This is a genomic window from Blautia sp. HA3515 (genome assembly GCF_059933065.1).
Genome location: NZ_JAYFUY010000089.1, coordinates 1 through 14959 on the forward strand (window position 1 = coordinate 1; position 14959 = coordinate 14959).

General features: G+C 43.7%; 14 protein-coding genes and 3 pseudogenes. 1 reads left to right on the forward strand and 16 read right to left on the reverse strand.

Features of this window, described 5'->3' with window-relative positions; translation table 11 throughout:
• The 3 genes and pseudogenes from R1Y93_RS07865 to R1Y93_RS07875 all read right to left on the reverse strand — a co-directional run.
• A pseudogene (locus tag R1Y93_RS07865) lies at window positions 1-943 on the reverse strand (L-fucose/L-arabinose isomerase family protein); the annotation flags it as partial.
• Window positions 944-959: 16 nt separating this feature from the next.
• Window positions 960-1583 carry a DUF4867 family protein gene (locus R1Y93_RS07870; protein ID WP_500822370.1) on the reverse strand — a complete coding sequence of 208 codons (624 nt, stop codon included), beginning with the start codon at window positions 1581-1583 and terminating at the stop codon, window positions 960-962.
• A gap of 103 nt (window positions 1584-1686) precedes the next feature.
• A complete protein-coding gene (locus R1Y93_RS07875; RefSeq protein WP_500822372.1) occupies window positions 1687-2544 on the reverse strand; it encodes an AraC family transcriptional regulator in 858 nt (285 codons plus the stop codon).
• A 279-nt stretch (window positions 2545-2823) separates the two neighbouring features.
• On the opposite strand from R1Y93_RS07875, the gene R1Y93_RS07880 reads away from it, so the two are divergent.
• A complete protein-coding gene (locus tag R1Y93_RS07880) occupies window positions 2824-3102 on the forward strand; it encodes a type II toxin-antitoxin system HicB family antitoxin (RefSeq protein WP_500822373.1) in 279 nt (92 codons plus the stop codon).
• A 58-nt stretch (window positions 3103-3160) separates the two neighbouring features.
• Here R1Y93_RS07880 and R1Y93_RS07885 read toward each other — a convergent pair whose 3' ends face one another.
• The 13 genes and pseudogenes from R1Y93_RS07885 to R1Y93_RS07945 all read right to left on the reverse strand — a co-directional run.
• The gene (locus R1Y93_RS07885; protein ID WP_173727580.1) at window positions 3161-3529 is read right to left on the reverse strand and encodes an ArsR/SmtB family transcription factor; all 369 of its coding nucleotides are present in this window, start codon (window positions 3527-3529) and stop codon (window positions 3161-3163) included.
• 27 nt (window positions 3530-3556) lie between these two features.
• Window positions 3557-5425 (reverse strand): heavy metal translocating P-type ATPase, encoded by a 1869-nt coding sequence (locus R1Y93_RS07890; RefSeq protein WP_500822374.1) that lies wholly within the window; start codon window positions 5423-5425, stop codon window positions 3557-3559.
• A gap of 34 nt (window positions 5426-5459) precedes the next feature.
• Window positions 5460-5678 carry a cation transporter gene (locus R1Y93_RS07895; RefSeq protein ID WP_500822376.1) on the reverse strand — a complete coding sequence of 73 codons (219 nt, stop codon included), beginning with the start codon at window positions 5676-5678 and terminating at the stop codon, window positions 5460-5462.
• Between the two features lie 205 nt (window positions 5679-5883).
• A complete protein-coding gene (locus R1Y93_RS07900) occupies window positions 5884-6306 on the reverse strand; it encodes a flavodoxin (protein ID WP_500822378.1) in 423 nt (140 codons plus the stop codon).
• Window positions 6307-6406: 100 nt separating this feature from the next.
• Window positions 6407-6976, reverse strand: coding sequence for a DUF3793 family protein (locus R1Y93_RS07905; protein WP_500822379.1), 570 nt, complete (start codon window positions 6974-6976; stop codon window positions 6407-6409).
• 318 nt (window positions 6977-7294) lie between these two features.
• Window positions 7295-9376, reverse strand: a complete 2082-nt coding sequence (locus R1Y93_RS07910) for a heavy metal translocating P-type ATPase (RefSeq protein ID WP_500822380.1) — start codon at window positions 9374-9376, stop codon at window positions 7295-7297.
• Between the two features lie 2 nt (window positions 9377-9378).
• Window positions 9379-9714: a DUF6110 family protein gene (locus R1Y93_RS07915; RefSeq protein ID WP_500822382.1), complete on the reverse strand. Its 336-nt coding sequence runs from the start codon at window positions 9712-9714 to the stop codon at window positions 9379-9381.
• Between the two features lie 201 nt (window positions 9715-9915).
• Window positions 9916-10383, reverse strand: a complete 468-nt coding sequence (locus R1Y93_RS07920) for a transcriptional repressor (protein ID WP_368191867.1) — start codon at window positions 10381-10383, stop codon at window positions 9916-9918.
• Between the two features lie 84 nt (window positions 10384-10467).
• A complete protein-coding gene (gene feoB, locus R1Y93_RS07925; protein WP_500822383.1) occupies window positions 10468-12615 on the reverse strand; it encodes a ferrous iron transport protein B in 2148 nt (715 codons plus the stop codon).
• Window positions 12616-12722: 107 nt separating this feature from the next.
• Window positions 12723-12944, reverse strand: a complete 222-nt coding sequence (locus R1Y93_RS07930) for a FeoA family protein (RefSeq protein WP_158422218.1) — start codon at window positions 12942-12944, stop codon at window positions 12723-12725.
• A 107-nt stretch (window positions 12945-13051) separates the two neighbouring features.
• A complete protein-coding gene (locus R1Y93_RS07935) occupies window positions 13052-13264 on the reverse strand; it encodes a FeoA family protein (RefSeq protein ID WP_158422217.1) in 213 nt (70 codons plus the stop codon).
• A 207-nt stretch (window positions 13265-13471) separates the two neighbouring features.
• A pseudogene (locus R1Y93_RS07940) lies at window positions 13472-14651 on the reverse strand (NAD(P)-dependent malic enzyme).
• An 82-nt stretch (window positions 14652-14733) separates the two neighbouring features.
• Window positions 14734-14959 (reverse strand): annotated as a pseudogene (locus R1Y93_RS07945) (phosphoribosylaminoimidazolesuccinocarboxamide synthase); the annotation flags it as partial.

Here is a 14959-nt window from a genome sequence, read left to right on the forward strand (position 1 = left end):
ACTGATCACTGCGCCGATGAACTCACTTAATGCACCGTAAATATCAACCTCGCAGGATACCGGGTATACCCTGTGCTGCAAGACGCCCGTTTACATAGCATGGAACAAATCCAAACTGTGTCTGGAATGCAGGCCAGCATTTGCCTGCAATGGCAACAAATTTACGATAACCTTTATGCTCCTCTACCCAGTCCTTTAAGGTCAGCTCATACTGTGCAAGCTTTGGCAGGATCTCCGGCTTTTTATTACCTGCTCCAAGCTCTGCTGCCATCTCTTCTGCCAGTGCCGGGATCCTTTCGTCTCCTGCATGTTTGTTGAATGCTTCAAAAAGGTCAAGCTCTGAGTTCTCCTCAATCTCAACCCCTAAGTTGTACAGCTGCTGGATCGGTGCATTACATGCAAGGAAATTCAATGGACGAGGTCCAAAGCTGATGATCTTAAGATTGCTCAGTGCATATACTGCCTTTGCAACAGGCACAAAATCATGGATCATATCTGCACATTCTTCTGCATTTCCAACCGGATATTCCGGAATATAAGCTTTAATATTGCGAAGCTTAAGATTGTAGCTTGCATTTAACATACCGCAGTATGCGTCTCCACGGCCCTGTACCAGGTCATCTCCGGACTCTTCTGCTGCTGCCAGGAACATCTTTGGTCCATCAAAATGCTTTGCAAGCAGGGTCTCAGAAATCTCAGGCCCGAAGTTGCCAAGATAAACAGCCAGTGCATTACAGCCAGCTGCTTTAATGTCCTCCAGTGCCTGTACCATGTGGATCTCACTTTCTACAATACAGACAGGACATTCATAAATCTCAGAAGCATCATATTTCTCTGTGTAAGCTTTCACCAGTGCTTCTCTTCTTGTAACAGAAAGAGACTCCGGAAAGCAATCTCTGCTTACTGCAACAATTCCAATCTTGATCTGTGGCATATTATTCATCATCATATTATCCTCCTTATTCCTCATCCAATGAAATGTTTTTACCTTTTAATCCGTTAAATGCACCCTGGATCTTTGCATCCTCATGTGCGATCAGCCATTTATTCTTAGCAGTCTGAAGTCTGTCTTCCCCATCGGTCTCTGTCTGGAAAGTCAGATCTGTATTTGTCCCTCTCGGAAGAACTACCACGCACTGAAAGCCTGCATCATTTACATGACATGGTGCGTAATGAAGTGTAGTGGCATAAACCTCAATGCCAGTGCCTGCCGGTACCAGATATGCCTCAATATTCGCTGTGTCATATGTAAAATCCGGTGCAATATCCTGCTGATGGCCGATCAGCAGCACCAGATCTGTTACAGCCACATTGATCTCCGAATTGCGATGGTATTCCACTGCATTCAATTTCCTGTTATGTCCATTGCAGTACCCGATCTCAATAGGCAGTCCGCCATAGCCTTTGTTCTGCAGTTCCCTGGCCACATCCAGGCTTTCCAGTTCTTCTACGGAAGCTACATAGATCACATTTTCCGGTACAGGTGTATGCTTCATCTCCCTGATCAGCGCTGTAAAATCATACCCTTCCAGAACCTTTCCATATTTGTGGAAAGATGCATCTGTTACATTTTGAATCTTCACCTCTTTACCTCCTTGCCATAAGTTTTTGTCATATTGATTTATTGATGAAAAAAGCATACCATAAACAGGTATGCTTTTCGTCTTTTTTATTGTCTATTCCATGTCACTTTTTTGACCTTTTTTCTCTTTCCACAGCACTGGGCAGGATCTGGTATCTTTTTTGGAATTCCTTGGCAAATGATCTGTTGCTGGCAAAGCCGTTATCCAGTGCGATCTGACTGATTGTATGGTCTGTATTCATCAGTTCCCTGTATGCATATGCCATTCGGATATCCTGAAGATATGACTTAAAATTGACTTTTGCATATTTTTTGAACATTCGTGACAAATAAGCCTCTGAATAGCCAAAAAGGGCTGCCATTTCTGAAAGCTTCAAATCTTCCCTGTAATGCTCCCTCATATAAGAAGTGATCTTTGACAGTGCATCCAGCCTGCGGCTGGCGTGGATCTCCTGTCTGACAGCTTCTGATTCACGATAATCACGTATCATCAGAAACAGAATATTGTAATACAATGCCATAGTCCGGAACTCGTATCCGTCGCCTTCCTGATGATACACATTGTAAAGCTCTTCCACAAAAAAGGCCAGCTTCCGGTTGTCCGGAATCTTTTCATCCTGGTGCCCACTCATACGGGCAGCACTTTTAAACCGGATAAACCTTTGGGCAGTAAAATAATCCTGAAACTGCTTCAAAGGGATCTGCAGCACAATGGTCCGATTCTTGTGTGGTGCCTGCACTGAATGAACCTCATTGGAATTGATAATGATCAGCTCACCGGCCTCCAATGGATACTCCTGATCATTTAAAAAAAGGGAAAGATGCCCTTCCTGCACAGCAAAAATCTCCACAGAGGTATGCCAATGCTTTTCTCTTGCATAATTCCCATTCATTCCTTCAAATATAAATAGTTTAAATGGCACCCCTTCATTTGGGATGATCAGTTCATGCTGAAATTCCATATGTTATACCTTCTATTATACCTTCTTTCGCAATTTTGCAAATCACATTTAGTAATTCTGCAAATCACGCTTTTAGTAATTTCGCAAATCACCTATTTAGTAATTTCGCAAATCACATTTAGTAATTCTGCAAATCACGCGTCTAGTAATTTCGCAAATCACTCATTTAGTAATTTCACAAATCACCTATTGTCTTTCCACAGGAAATTACCTATAATAAAACTTAGTATTGCTTTGTGCTTCGCACTCCTGCAATCATCTTTTTTATTGGAGGCTGTTATGAAATTTATTTATCCTGCGGTTTTTAAAAAAACAGAAAACGGCACATACCACGGCTACTTTCCGGACCTGGAAAGCTGCTACGGAGACGGAGATACCCTGGATGAAGCCATAGAAAATGCCAATGCGGCAGCTTATGACTGGATCACACTGGAGCTTGCAGAAGATGAGCCTGCGATGCCCCCTATCTCAGATGAAAGCGATCTTGACCTTAAAGAGGGAGAGATCGTCCGCAACATCTCTGTAAATATCCGATTTTATGAAGGCTGGGACGAATGATCGCCCCAGCTGTTCGACTTGAACTGATTACACAGGCCTGCTTATTTACAGATTATGATTACGGCCGATCTTCCTCAATATGATCCCGTCCCTGGTCAATGATGGTCCGCACATGCTCATCTGCAAGGGAATAAAAAATGGATTTTCCTTCCCTGCGGCTCTTTACCAGCTTATTCTGCTTCAGGATGCGAAGCTGATGGGAAATAGCTGACTGATTCATATTCAATACCCTGGCCAGGTCGCAGACACACACCTCTGCTTCAAAAAGGACAAACAGGATCCGTATTCTGGTGGAATCCCCAAATACCTTAAAAAGCTCTGCCAGATCATATAACTCTGTTTCTTCCGGCATGGTATCATTCACGGTCTTCAGAAGATCCTCATGTACTTCAAAGCAATCACACACCTCAAGACCTTTTTCCTCCATACTGTTTCTCCTCTCTTTCTTTTGTTTTTACAGATTCTTTACAAACAAAGCTCTTGTTGCATTCAGTACAGCGATCACCATAACTCCCACATCTGCAAAAATTGCCATCCACATATTTGCAATACCGAGAGCACCAAGGAGCAGGCAAATCCCTTTGATACCAAGAGCAAACCAGATATTCTCATAAACGATCCTAAGACACTTTCTGGAAATCCTGATCGCCTTTGAGATTTTCAGAGGGTCATCATCCATCAGCACCACATCCGCTGCTTCAATCGCAGCGTCAGAACCAAGCGCTCCCATGGCAATACCGATGTCGGCTCTGGACAAAACAGGTGCATCATTAATACCATCACCTACAAATGCCAGTTTCTCTTTTTCGCCTTTTGCAGAAAGAAGTGCCTCTACTTTAGTTACCTTGTCTGCCGGAAGCAATTCACTGTAAACCTCATCAATTGCCAGCTCGGCTGCAACCTGATCAGCCACTTTCTTAGTGTCTCCGGTAAGCATGACTGTTTTCCTGACTCCAGCCTTTTTCAGTGCCTGGATTGCTTCTTTTGCATGGGGTTTGATAATATCTGCAATGAGGATGTGTCCCGCATATTTACCGTCAACAGCCATATGAACAATTGTGCCCACATGATGACAATCAATATATTTAATGCCCAAATGATCCATCAGCTTGGTATTTCCAGCTGCTACGGATATTCCGTCAACCTTGGCAATCACACCATTGCCGCTGATCTCTTCAATATCTGTCACACGGCTTCTGTCTATCGCTTTGCCATAAGCCTTTTTCAGGCTTTTGCTGATCGGATGGGAAGATGCACACTCTGCAAGTGCTGCATACTCCAGAAGCTTGTCATCACTCATGTCACTGTGATGGATACCTGCAACCTCAAACACACCTTTTGTCATAGTGCCTGTTTTATCAAATACAACGTACTTTGTCTGGGACAATGTTTCAAGATAATTGGATCCTTTTACAAGGATTCCCTGATTACTAGCTCCGCCGATCCCTGCAAAAAAGCTTAGCGGAATGCTGATCACAAGGGCACACGGACAACTGATTACAAGGAAAGTAAGTGCTCTGTAGATCCAGTCCCCCCACTCCGGAGAAAGACCCATAACAGCCATCCTTACAATCGGAGGAATGATCACCAGTGCCAGTGCAGAGTAGCATACTGCAGGTGTGTAATATTTGGCAAATTTGGAAATAAAATTCTCAGATCTTGACTTCTTGGAGCTGGAATTCTCTACCAGATCCAGAATCTTGGAAACAGTAGACTCACCAAACTCCCTGGTGGTACGGATCTTCAACACACCATTCAGATTGATGCATCCGCTGATGATCTCGTCATCACATCCAACCTCTCTCGGAAGGCTCTCTCCTGTAAGTGCACTGGTATTCAGTGTGGATTGACCTTCCACTACCACACCATCAATGGGCACCTTCTCGCCAGGCTGTACAACGATCACAGTTCCCACTTCCACCTCGTCCGGATCTACCTGGCAAAGGGTACCATCCTTTTCCACATTGGCATAGTCCGGCCGGATATCCATCAGTTCACTGATATTCTTCCTGCTCTTGCCTACTGCATAGCTCTGGAAAAGCTCCCCGATCTGATAGAACAGCATAACAGCTACGCCTTCTTTGTAATCCTTCAGGGCGATCGCACCGATGGTTGCCACTGCCATAAGAAAATTCTCATCAAATGCCTGTCTGTTCAAGATCCCTTTCCATGCTTTTTTCAGAATATCATATCCGATCACCAGATAAGGAATCATAAACAAAGCGAACTGCACGTATCCTTCTACCGGAAGTAATGACAGAATAATAATCAGGGCAGTGGAAATAATAATCCTAATGAACATTTTTTTCTGTTTCTTATTCACGATTCATGCCTCCTGTAAACTGCCTCTTAAAAATTTAAAGGAAGATCTGGCAATCATCCTCAACTTTCTTGCAGTTCTTCAATACATCCTGCATAACAGCCTTAGGATCCTGGTCATCTTCAAACTCAACGATCATCTTCAGTGTCATAAAGTTTACAGTAGCATCCTTAACTCCTGGGGTATGCTTGGCAGCGTCCTCCATCTTGTTTGCACAGTTTGCACAATCAACGTCGATTTTGTAAGTTTTTTTCATGGTCTACTCCTTTTCTACCTTCACCGGCTGCTTACGATCCTGCCTAAGGTCTTTCATAATTTTATTTTATCATATGAACATTTATTCATATGTTTGATATTATTATAGCACCCTAGACCTTTTTGTCAATAGGGTGCTATAATATTTTTAGGCATTTTTAGGGAAATATCCCATAATATTTTCAGGCAAATGTGCCATAACATTTTCAGGCAAGTGCTTTTCCAAGATCCTGGCAAGCTGCCTGTGCATCATCATCCGGCTCCTCGTTGCAAAGCACAGGCTCAGCGACAAGTGATACACCTGCACCTTTTGCATTTTCTTCCCAAGTACGCATCCACTCTCCGTCTCCCCATCCATAGGATCCGAAAAGACCTACTTTTTTACCTGCAAGTTTTGGCTCACACGCTGCATACATCGGTTCAAAAATAGTATCCTCCAGTTCTTCATCTCCCATAGCAGGGCAGCCGAATGCCAGTCCGTCAAACTCCTCCACTTTGTCAGCAGAGAAATCCTCTGCACTAAAAACAGAAACCTCAGCGCCTGCTTCTTTTGCGCCTTCCGCCACTTTATCTGCCATAGCCTCTGTATTGCCAGTTCCGCTCCAGAAAACAACTGCAACTTTACTCATAATATAAATACCCCTTTCATTCATATTGATGTCGCCCTCAGGCGGCATGTCTGTTTAGTTTAAATTTTATGTTAAGCAAACTTTTCACCAGGTCAGCCCATCAGGCACTGGCACCGGCTACTGTCAGCTGCACAACACTTCTTCCATTTTGCCACAGACTGCGGTAAATATTCCTGCACTTCCGGTACTTATGAAACAGCTTCATAGTTTCACATTCATTACAGTATACTTTCCAACAGCCTGCACACTTATAATTCTGTCCGCTGTTTTTGATAAAACCGATCACATCCCCAAGTGGATAATCTAAAAAAATCCCAATTTCATGAGGAAATTCCTCCTGCCCGGAAAATCGTTCCACAAGGCGGTTCAATGCATACCCTGCATCTGTGGATGTATACCCGTACTTTTCCAGAAAACCTGCAACACCGGATTCGTCCAGCTTTTCCTGCAGCTTTTTCTCACGATATACATATACAAGTGCTCGTCGTCCATGATTACGCAAAACCAGAAGCTTAACTCCCTTTGGATTCATCAGGCAATTCCACTGTTCGACTTGTTCAGCCAATTCCTGGTCATCTTCTGTCACTGCATTAAACAGATTGGCCGCCTTTACAGACGCCAGCGTAGGGGAACAATGTTCAATCAGATATCTTTCCATGTTTTCCGCCAAAATGAATCCTCCTTCTTGTATTCACTTAACGATAGAGTGATTAGCTATTTGTAATATATATAAGTTGTATCTAACCGCTATTTAAAAAAATAAGGTCATCACCTATTGGTAGTTAGCATTTGCTAACCACATAGATAGATTACTTTATCTATGCTTTTTTGTCAATAGATGATGACTCCCTTATTTGTATAATAATTCTCATTATGATGTCAGTGGCTGGTACAGTGAATATTAAGTAACCGCCATATTGACTTACCTGATTTTCACTGTACTAGTTCATCTTCATAATAACCAGATTTTCGCCATACAGACCTTTATTTATTCCGGGAGAAGATTCTTCATACTCCTCATCCCGATCAGCAGTGTGGAGGTATTATGAAGGAGTGCTGAAGTAGTAGGCTGCAGGATACCAGCCACCCCCAGGATGATCAGTCCTGTATTAAAACCTACAATGGTTCTGTAGTTGCATCTGATTCTCTTCATTAGTTCATCACTGATGTTTTTCAGCGCAAGAAGGCTATACAGATCATCAATACCAATGGTAATATCTGCCACTTCTCTTGCTATCTGTGCACCTTCACTGACAGCTATACCTGCGTCAGCCGCCGAAAGTGCAGGCGAATCATTGATGCCATCTCCAAGCATCACTACCTTACGTCCTGCGGCTTTTTCCTTGTCTACGAATCTGGCTTTATCTCCAGGAAGGACTTCTGAATAATATTCATCTACCCCAACCCTTTTGGCAACTGCAGCTGCTGTACGCTCACTATCCCCGGTCATCATCACCACCTTGGTAAATCCGGCGTCTTTCAGCCTGCGGATCACCTCCGGCGCTTCCTCCCGCAGCGGATCCTCAATGCAGATCACTGCAGCCAGTTCACCGTCTATAGCAAGGTAAAGATGGGAATACTCTTCTGGAATCTGTTCAAACTTCTCTTCCATTCCCTGCGGGATCTTGCATTTCTCATCCTCAAATACAAAATGAGAGCTTCCGATCACAGTTTTATGATCGTTTACAAATGTGGAAATGCCATGGGCCACAATATACTCTACCTTGGAATGCATCTCCTCATGGTCAAGACCTTTCTGCTTTGCCGCATTTACTACAGCTTTTGCCATGGAATGAGGAAAATGCTCTTCCATACAGGCAGCCAGACGAAGCATTTCATCTTCACTGTATCTGCCAAAAGAAATCACCTTTGCTACGGTTGGTTTTGCCTTGGTAAGAGTGCCTGTCTTGTCAAATACAATGGTATCTGCTTCAGCTACAGCCTCCAGGAATTTGCCTCCCTTAACTGTGATCTTATACCGGTTAGCCTCACGGATCGCAGACAATACGGAAATAGGCATTGCCAGCTTCAAGGCGCATGAAAAATCAACCATCAGCACTGCAAGTGCCTTTGTAGCATTTCTTGTGAGAAGATATACCAGACCCGTGCCGCCAAGAGTATATGGAACCAGACGGTCTGCCAGATGTTCTGCTTTGCTCTCCAGTCCGGATTTCAGTTTCTCGGTATCTTCGATCATAGCAGCGATCTTTTCATACCGGCTGCTGCCTCCTACTGAGGAAACAGTAAAGACCACTTCTCCTTCTTCTACAACTGTGCCTGCATACACGGTGTTGCCAGATACACGACGTACTGGTACAGACTCACCTGTAAGAGAAGCCTGGTTCACCATAGCCTCACCTTCAAGGACTGTACCGTCAAACGGGATCACATTGCCCATGTGCACAACCACACAGTCACCTGGCTTTATCGCATCTGCATCAGTCAGTACTTCCTGTTCATCTTCTGTGCGCAGCCATACCTTGCCCACATTCAGGGACATGGTACGAGCCAGATCGCCTACTGATTTCTTATGGGTCCACTCCTCCAGCAGTTCACCTACTCCCAAAAGGAACATTACAGAACCGGCAGTTCCAAAATCTCCCCGGATCATAGAAACACTGATAGCAGTTGCATCCAGCACCGGTACCTCGATCTTGCGCTGCCATAAAGTCTTCAGACCTTTCCAGATATATTTTGCAGATACCACACCTGTATAGATGGCTGAAAATGGCATTGGAAGCATAAACTTCCTTGCATAATGAAAGATCACTTTATTAACAAGCTTCTCTTTATACTGTTCATTTAATTCCCTGCCGGAGCTATCCAGCACAGCTGCCGGAACCTTCACATTCTCATAGCGGAAGCACTGCAGCTTGCTAAGAAGCTCCTTCCTGTCGCCTTTGTAACTGATGGTGGCATCACAGGTTTTATCATAAACATTTGCCGTTATCACTCCGTCAATATTTTCCAGATAATACTGCAGGATATCTGCCTGCTGATAAGTCATTCGTTTCTGGAAAATATGGATCCTGATTCTTCCCCGGATCTCATGTTTAATATTAAAACGCATCTTTATTCTGCCTCTTTGAATGTATCCTCTTCTGTTTTATCCTCTTCTGCCTTGGCTTCCTGGTCTGTCTTTACTTCCTCGTCTGCCGTATCCTCAAAAGTCTCCTCAGCAGCAGCACGGTCTTCGTTGATCTGCTTCGCCCCCTCATAAATGTCACCGCAGTTTTCCTGAACTGTAGTAACTGTCTTCATAACGCAATCCTTTGCGCGAAGAACAGCTGCTGTGCAGTTGGTATACAGCTTCTTTGCGTCCTTACTGGACAGTGCTTTGATGCCTGCTGTGCCAAATAAAACTCCTGCTGCAAATAATCCTGATTTTTTCCAGTTCAAATCTGCCATAATAGATTCCTCCTTATATTTTGCAGTCAGATAATCTCTGCTGCTTTTCTTCCTTTATAAAAGTTTGAAAGTCAGTATAGCATTCGTATTTTTGCTTGTCCAGAAACTTTTCCTTAATTGAGAAACATTCTCAATTATTTAATATTCTCACAGCCAAGAGGTAAAATGCATTCCCATATCCTGTAATTACCCTGCCTGCTTTCAGGCTTCGCATTTGCAAGCCTTCATTTCAATACTGGCGATTTCCTGTTCCTTTATATATCCGCATTCTTTCATGCCTGCCTTCATTACTTCCCGCCACATTCCGGGAGAAAGCCTGCATATTGTATCGTCACTTAATTTCACATAACAGGATTTTTCTTCACAACAGGTACTGCAGTCTGCGATCTTATACATGTTTTTCCGGCTGATGGCTCCAATATTCTCAAGCACATTCACCATACGGTAAATCGTTGCAGGACCAATATTCTTATCTTTTTTCTGAACTTTAAAATAAATCTCTTTACAGCAGGAGCACTCCTCTTCCAGAATAATATCCAGGATCGTCCTTCGTTGTCTGGTGATCCTGCATCCTTGCTCACGAAGTTTCTGGATCACCATGGTTTTCTGCATTTTCGTCCGCTCATATGACTGAGACTCCCTTACCGCTTCTTCCTTTCGTTCTCCCACCAAAACTCACCTCCTGTTGCTCTGGGCTGATGCAGTAACAGCCTGCACCCTGTTGGATGCAGGCTGTAAAAGTGCCTGTCTTTATCAGGCTTTTACACTTACTTTTAATGTATTGCTCTCTTTGTATGGTCTGAATAACAGATAAATAAAGCATGCAACCAGTATGAAAGCAACCACTGTGCCAATACCGAAAGTTCCGGTAGTGATCAGTGTACCGATCTGATAGATGCAAAGTGAAACTATATAAGCAAGACCGCACTGATATCCAATTGCAAACCAGAACCATTTTTTGTTGTTCATCTCTCTCTTGATAGCGCCCATTGCTGCGAAGCAAGGTGCACAAAGAAGGTTGAATACCAGGAATCCATATGCTGCGATAGGTGTCATAACCTGTGCCAGGTTACCCCAGATCTCAGCGCCGTCTTCTGCAACTTCAGCAAAGCCGAACAGCATACCAAAGGTGGCTACTACGTTCTCTTTTGCGATCAGACCAGTTACAGCAGCAACAGCCATCTTCCAGCCTTCACCGGCTTTTGTCCATCCCAAAGGTCCAAAGATCCAGGCAATTGCAGAACCAATCTTTGCAAGGATACTGTTGTTCAATTCCTCTACCATTCCAAAGGAACCGCCTTCCCATCCAAAGCCCATTAAGAACCACAGAACGATGGTGGAAAGAAGGATAATAGTACCGGCCTTTTTGATAAAGGACCAGCCTCTCTCCCACATGCTTCTTAAAATATTTCCGGCAGTTGGCCAATGGTATGCCGGAAGCTCCATAACGAATGGTGCGGGATCACCTGCAAACATTTTTGTTTTCTTTAAGATAATACCAGAGCAGATGATTGCTGCAATGCCTACAAAGTAGGAACTTGTAGCCACCCATCCACTGTTGCCGAAGAATGCGCCTGCGATCATGGCGATGATCGGAAGCTTTGCTCCACAAGGAACGAAGGTAGTTGTCATGATAGTCATCTTACGGTCTCTGTCATTCTCGATGGTACGGGAAGCCATAACACCGGGAACACCACATCCGGATGCGATCAGCATAGGAATGAAGGATTTACCGGAAAGACCGAATTTACGGAAGATTCTGTCCATAATAAATGCAACACGGGCCATGTAACCGCAGGACTCAAGGAATGCAAGGAAGAAGAACAGAACCAGCATCTGCGGAACGAAATCAAGTACAGCGCCAACACCGGCAACAATACCATCCAGGATCAGTCCCTGCAGCCATGCAGCACAGTGAACAGCTTCCAGCGCAGATTCAATCGCCGGCGGGATGATCTCGCCAAAGAGAACGTCATTTGTCCAGTCCGTTACAATTGTTCCAACCGTAGTTACAGATACATAATATACAATATACATTACAACTGCAAAGATCGGGAGCGCAAGCCAGCGGTTTGTCACGATGCGGTCAATCTTGTCAGATGTTGTAAGTTTCTTTCCTTTTGCGGATTTTGAATAGCACTGTCCGATAATGGAAGAAATGTATACATAACGTTCATTGGTGATAATACTCTCTGTATCATCATCAAATTTATCTTCAAGAGCCTTAACCTCAATAGATACATCCGGCACGCTTTTCATCTGTTCTGTGATCTTGCTGTCTTTCTCCAGCAGCTTGATAGCAAAGAAACGCTTCTGCTCCTCAGCAACAATACCTGTAAGCTTTGTCTCAACAGTCTTGATCACATCCTCAACTTCCTGTGCAAACTCATGAACAGGTGTTACGCTGCTTTTCTTCTGTGCTGCTGCAATGGCTTTCTCAGCTGCTTTGCTGATGCCGGTTCCTTTTAAAGCAGAAATCTCAACTACCTCACAGCCAAGCTTTTTGCTTAATTTATCAATATAGATTTTATTTCCTGTCTTCTGAACCAGATCCATCATGTTGACAGCCATAACCACCGGGATGCCAAGCTCCATGATCTGAGTGGACAGATACAGGTTTCTTTCCAGGTTTGTACCATCAACGATATTGATGATCGCATCTGGTCTTTCATTGATCAGGTAATTTCTGGCTACTACTTCCTCCAGTGTATATGGAGAAAGGGAATAAATACCAGGAAGGTCCATAATGATCACATCTTTGTGTCCTTTTAACCGACCTTCTTTTTTCTCAACGGTTACGCCAGGCCAGTTACCAACAAACTGGTTGGATCCTGTCAGCGCATTGAACAATGTTGTTTTGCCGCAGTTCGGGTTGCCTGCAAGTGCAATCTTAATCGACATTTTCATGCCTCCTCTTTCTTTCCTGATTTAATTTTGTTTCAAGTTTCTTCCATTTGTTAGAATAGGCGGTTGTTAATTAGTATTTGCTAACGATAGTGTAAAAAAAATTACTCCACTTCGATCATCTCAGCATCCGCTTTTCTTAAGGATAACTCATAATCTCTGACTGTTACTTCCACCGGATCTCCAAGGGGTGCAACTTTTCTCACATAAATCCCTACGCCCTTTGTGATTCCCATGTCCATAATACGCCTTTTTACAGGCCCTTCGCCGTGGAGCCTTTTAACAGTAACTGTCTGGCCGACGGCAACTTGACGTAATGTTTTCATAACAAACTCCTTTTCATGAAAATATGTAACTTTTTATTAATTCACAATCCCCGGCAGACTCTCATGTCTGCCGGAGGCTGAAAATCTCCAATGATACATGATGCTGTTTACACCATAATCTTATTGGCCATATCTTTCCCAATCGCTACACGTGAATCTTTTACATTTACAATCAGATTTCCGTCATTCTCAGAAACAACGGTCACTGTACCTCCTACAACAAAGCCAAGGTTCTCCAGGAATTTGCGTATCTCTTCTTTTCCACCGACTTTCCGGATCACATTCGGCTCCCCTTCATTAACCATAGACAAAGGCATCATTACACTCTCCCTTCACGTTGTCATAGCTATATCTATTAAATATTGTTTCTCACTTACGTTGATTAGTATATTCTAATATCTTTTAGTAGTCAACTACTTTTTTTATTTTTTTCTCACAATGATTAGCAACATTTATCTCAATCAAAAAAGAGCTGCCGCAAACGAATGCAACAGCCCTTAGTAAATCATTTTGCTATTTTAAAAAGCTTATTTAATCCTTGCAACACCGCTCTTGATGGCAGCTTCTGCAGTTGCCTTTGCAACCGCATCCTTTACCCTTGGGTCAAAAGCAGCCGGAAGGATGTAATCCGGATTCAATTCTTCATCACTTACCAGCCCTGCAATAGCATAGGCTGCAGCGATCTTCATCTCATCATTGATATCAGATGCACGTACATCCAATGCTCCACGGAAAATACCAGGGAAGCAAAGTACGTTATTTACCTGATTAGGATAGTCGGATCTTCCTGTGGAAACCACAGCTGCACCTGCTGCCTTCGCTTCATCCGGGAAGATCTCCGGTGTAGGGTTCGCACGTATGCAAAAATAATCGGATCCTTTGCCATGGTACGTACCATATCCTGAGTCAGTGTTTCCCGGAGCAGATACACCGATAAATACATCTGCGCCTTTGATCACCTCTGCAAGAGTACCTTTTTCATGAGCTTTATTTGTGATCTTAGCCATTTCTTCCTTGATTGGATTCAGACCCTCTCTGCCCTCATAGATAGCGCCTTTACGATCAGTCATGATCACATTCTTAAGACCCATGGAGATCAAAAGCCTGATAATCGCAATGCCTGCTGCACCGGCACCTGATGTAACGATCTTAATATCTTCCATCTTTTTGCCAACTACTTTCAGCGCATTGATCACACCAGCCAAAGTGATCACTGCCGTTCCATGCTGGTCATCATGGAAAATCGGAATATCGCAGCACTCTTTCAGCTTCTTCTCGATCTCAAAGCATCTTGGTGCAGAAATATCCTCAAGGTTTACACCGCCAAAGCTGCCTGCCAGAAGGCGTACAGTCTCAACAATATCATCCACATTCTTGCTGCGTACACATAATGGAATGGCATCTACATCGCCAAAAGCCTTAAACAGAACACATTTACCTTCCATAACCGGCATACCAGCCTCTGGTCCGATATCTCCAAGGCCTAAAACTGCGGTACCATCTGTTACAACAGCAACCGTATTCCAGCGTCTGGTCAGCTCATAGCTTTTATTAATATCCTTCTGGATCTCCAGACAAGGCTGTGCTACCCCTGGTGTATAGGCAAGACTTAATGCATCCTTTGGAGTCTACTGCTGCGCGGCATTTGATCTCCAGCTTTCCTTTCAGGTCATAGTGCATCTTCAACGATTCTTTCGCATAATCCATTTCATTCATCCCTCTCTTTTATTTAATCAAACGACAGTAAATGATCCACCGGCTATCCCCACTTATGCCGGTGTTTTAAAGATCAGTCCAGTTCTTTGCCAGTAAGCATCTTATAGCTCTGCAGATATTTCTGGAGAGCCTGAATCCACGATCTCCTGGGGCAAAGTCCAGTTGTTGTCCGGATTTGCCTTCAGCCAGTCACGGGCAAACTGCTTGTCAAAGGACGGCTGTCCATGTCCCGGTTCATATACATCTGCAGGCCAGAAACGGGAACTGTCAGGTGTAAGCATTTCATCGCCAATAGTAAT

Excerpts from the sequence above, each read along its gene's own strand:
- R1Y93_RS07875 (WP_500822372.1), bottom strand. The coding sequence starts at position 2,544 with ATGGAATTTCAGCATGAACTGATCATCCCAAATGAAGGGGTGCCATTT.
- R1Y93_RS07880 (WP_500822373.1), top strand. The coding sequence starts at position 2,824 with ATGAAATTTATTTATCCTGCGGTTTTTAAAAAAACAGAAAACGGCACA.
- R1Y93_RS07885 (WP_173727580.1), bottom strand. The coding sequence starts at position 3,529 with ATGGAGGAAAAAGGTCTTGAGGTGTGTGATTGCTTTGAAGTACATGAG.
- R1Y93_RS07895 (WP_500822376.1), bottom strand. The coding sequence starts at position 5,678 with ATGAAAAAAACTTACAAAATCGACGTTGATTGTGCAAACTGTGCAAAC.
- R1Y93_RS07900 (WP_500822378.1), bottom strand. The coding sequence starts at position 6,306 with ATGAGTAAAGTTGCAGTTGTTTTCTGGAGCGGAACTGGCAATACAGAG.
- R1Y93_RS07910 (WP_500822380.1), bottom strand. The coding sequence starts at position 9,376 with ATGCGTTTTAATATTAAACATGAGATCCGGGGAAGAATCAGGATCCAT.
- R1Y93_RS07915 (WP_500822382.1), bottom strand. The coding sequence starts at position 9,714 with ATGGCAGATTTGAACTGGAAAAAATCAGGATTATTTGCAGCAGGAGTT.
- feoB (WP_500822383.1), bottom strand. The coding sequence starts at position 12,615 with ATGTCGATTAAGATTGCACTTGCAGGCAACCCGAACTGCGGCAAAACA.
- R1Y93_RS07930 (WP_158422218.1), bottom strand. The coding sequence starts at position 12,944 with ATGAAAACATTACGTCAAGTTGCCGTCGGCCAGACAGTTACTGTTAAA.
- R1Y93_RS07935 (WP_158422217.1), bottom strand. The coding sequence starts at position 13,264 with ATGATGCCTTTGTCTATGGTTAATGAAGGGGAGCCGAATGTGATCCGG.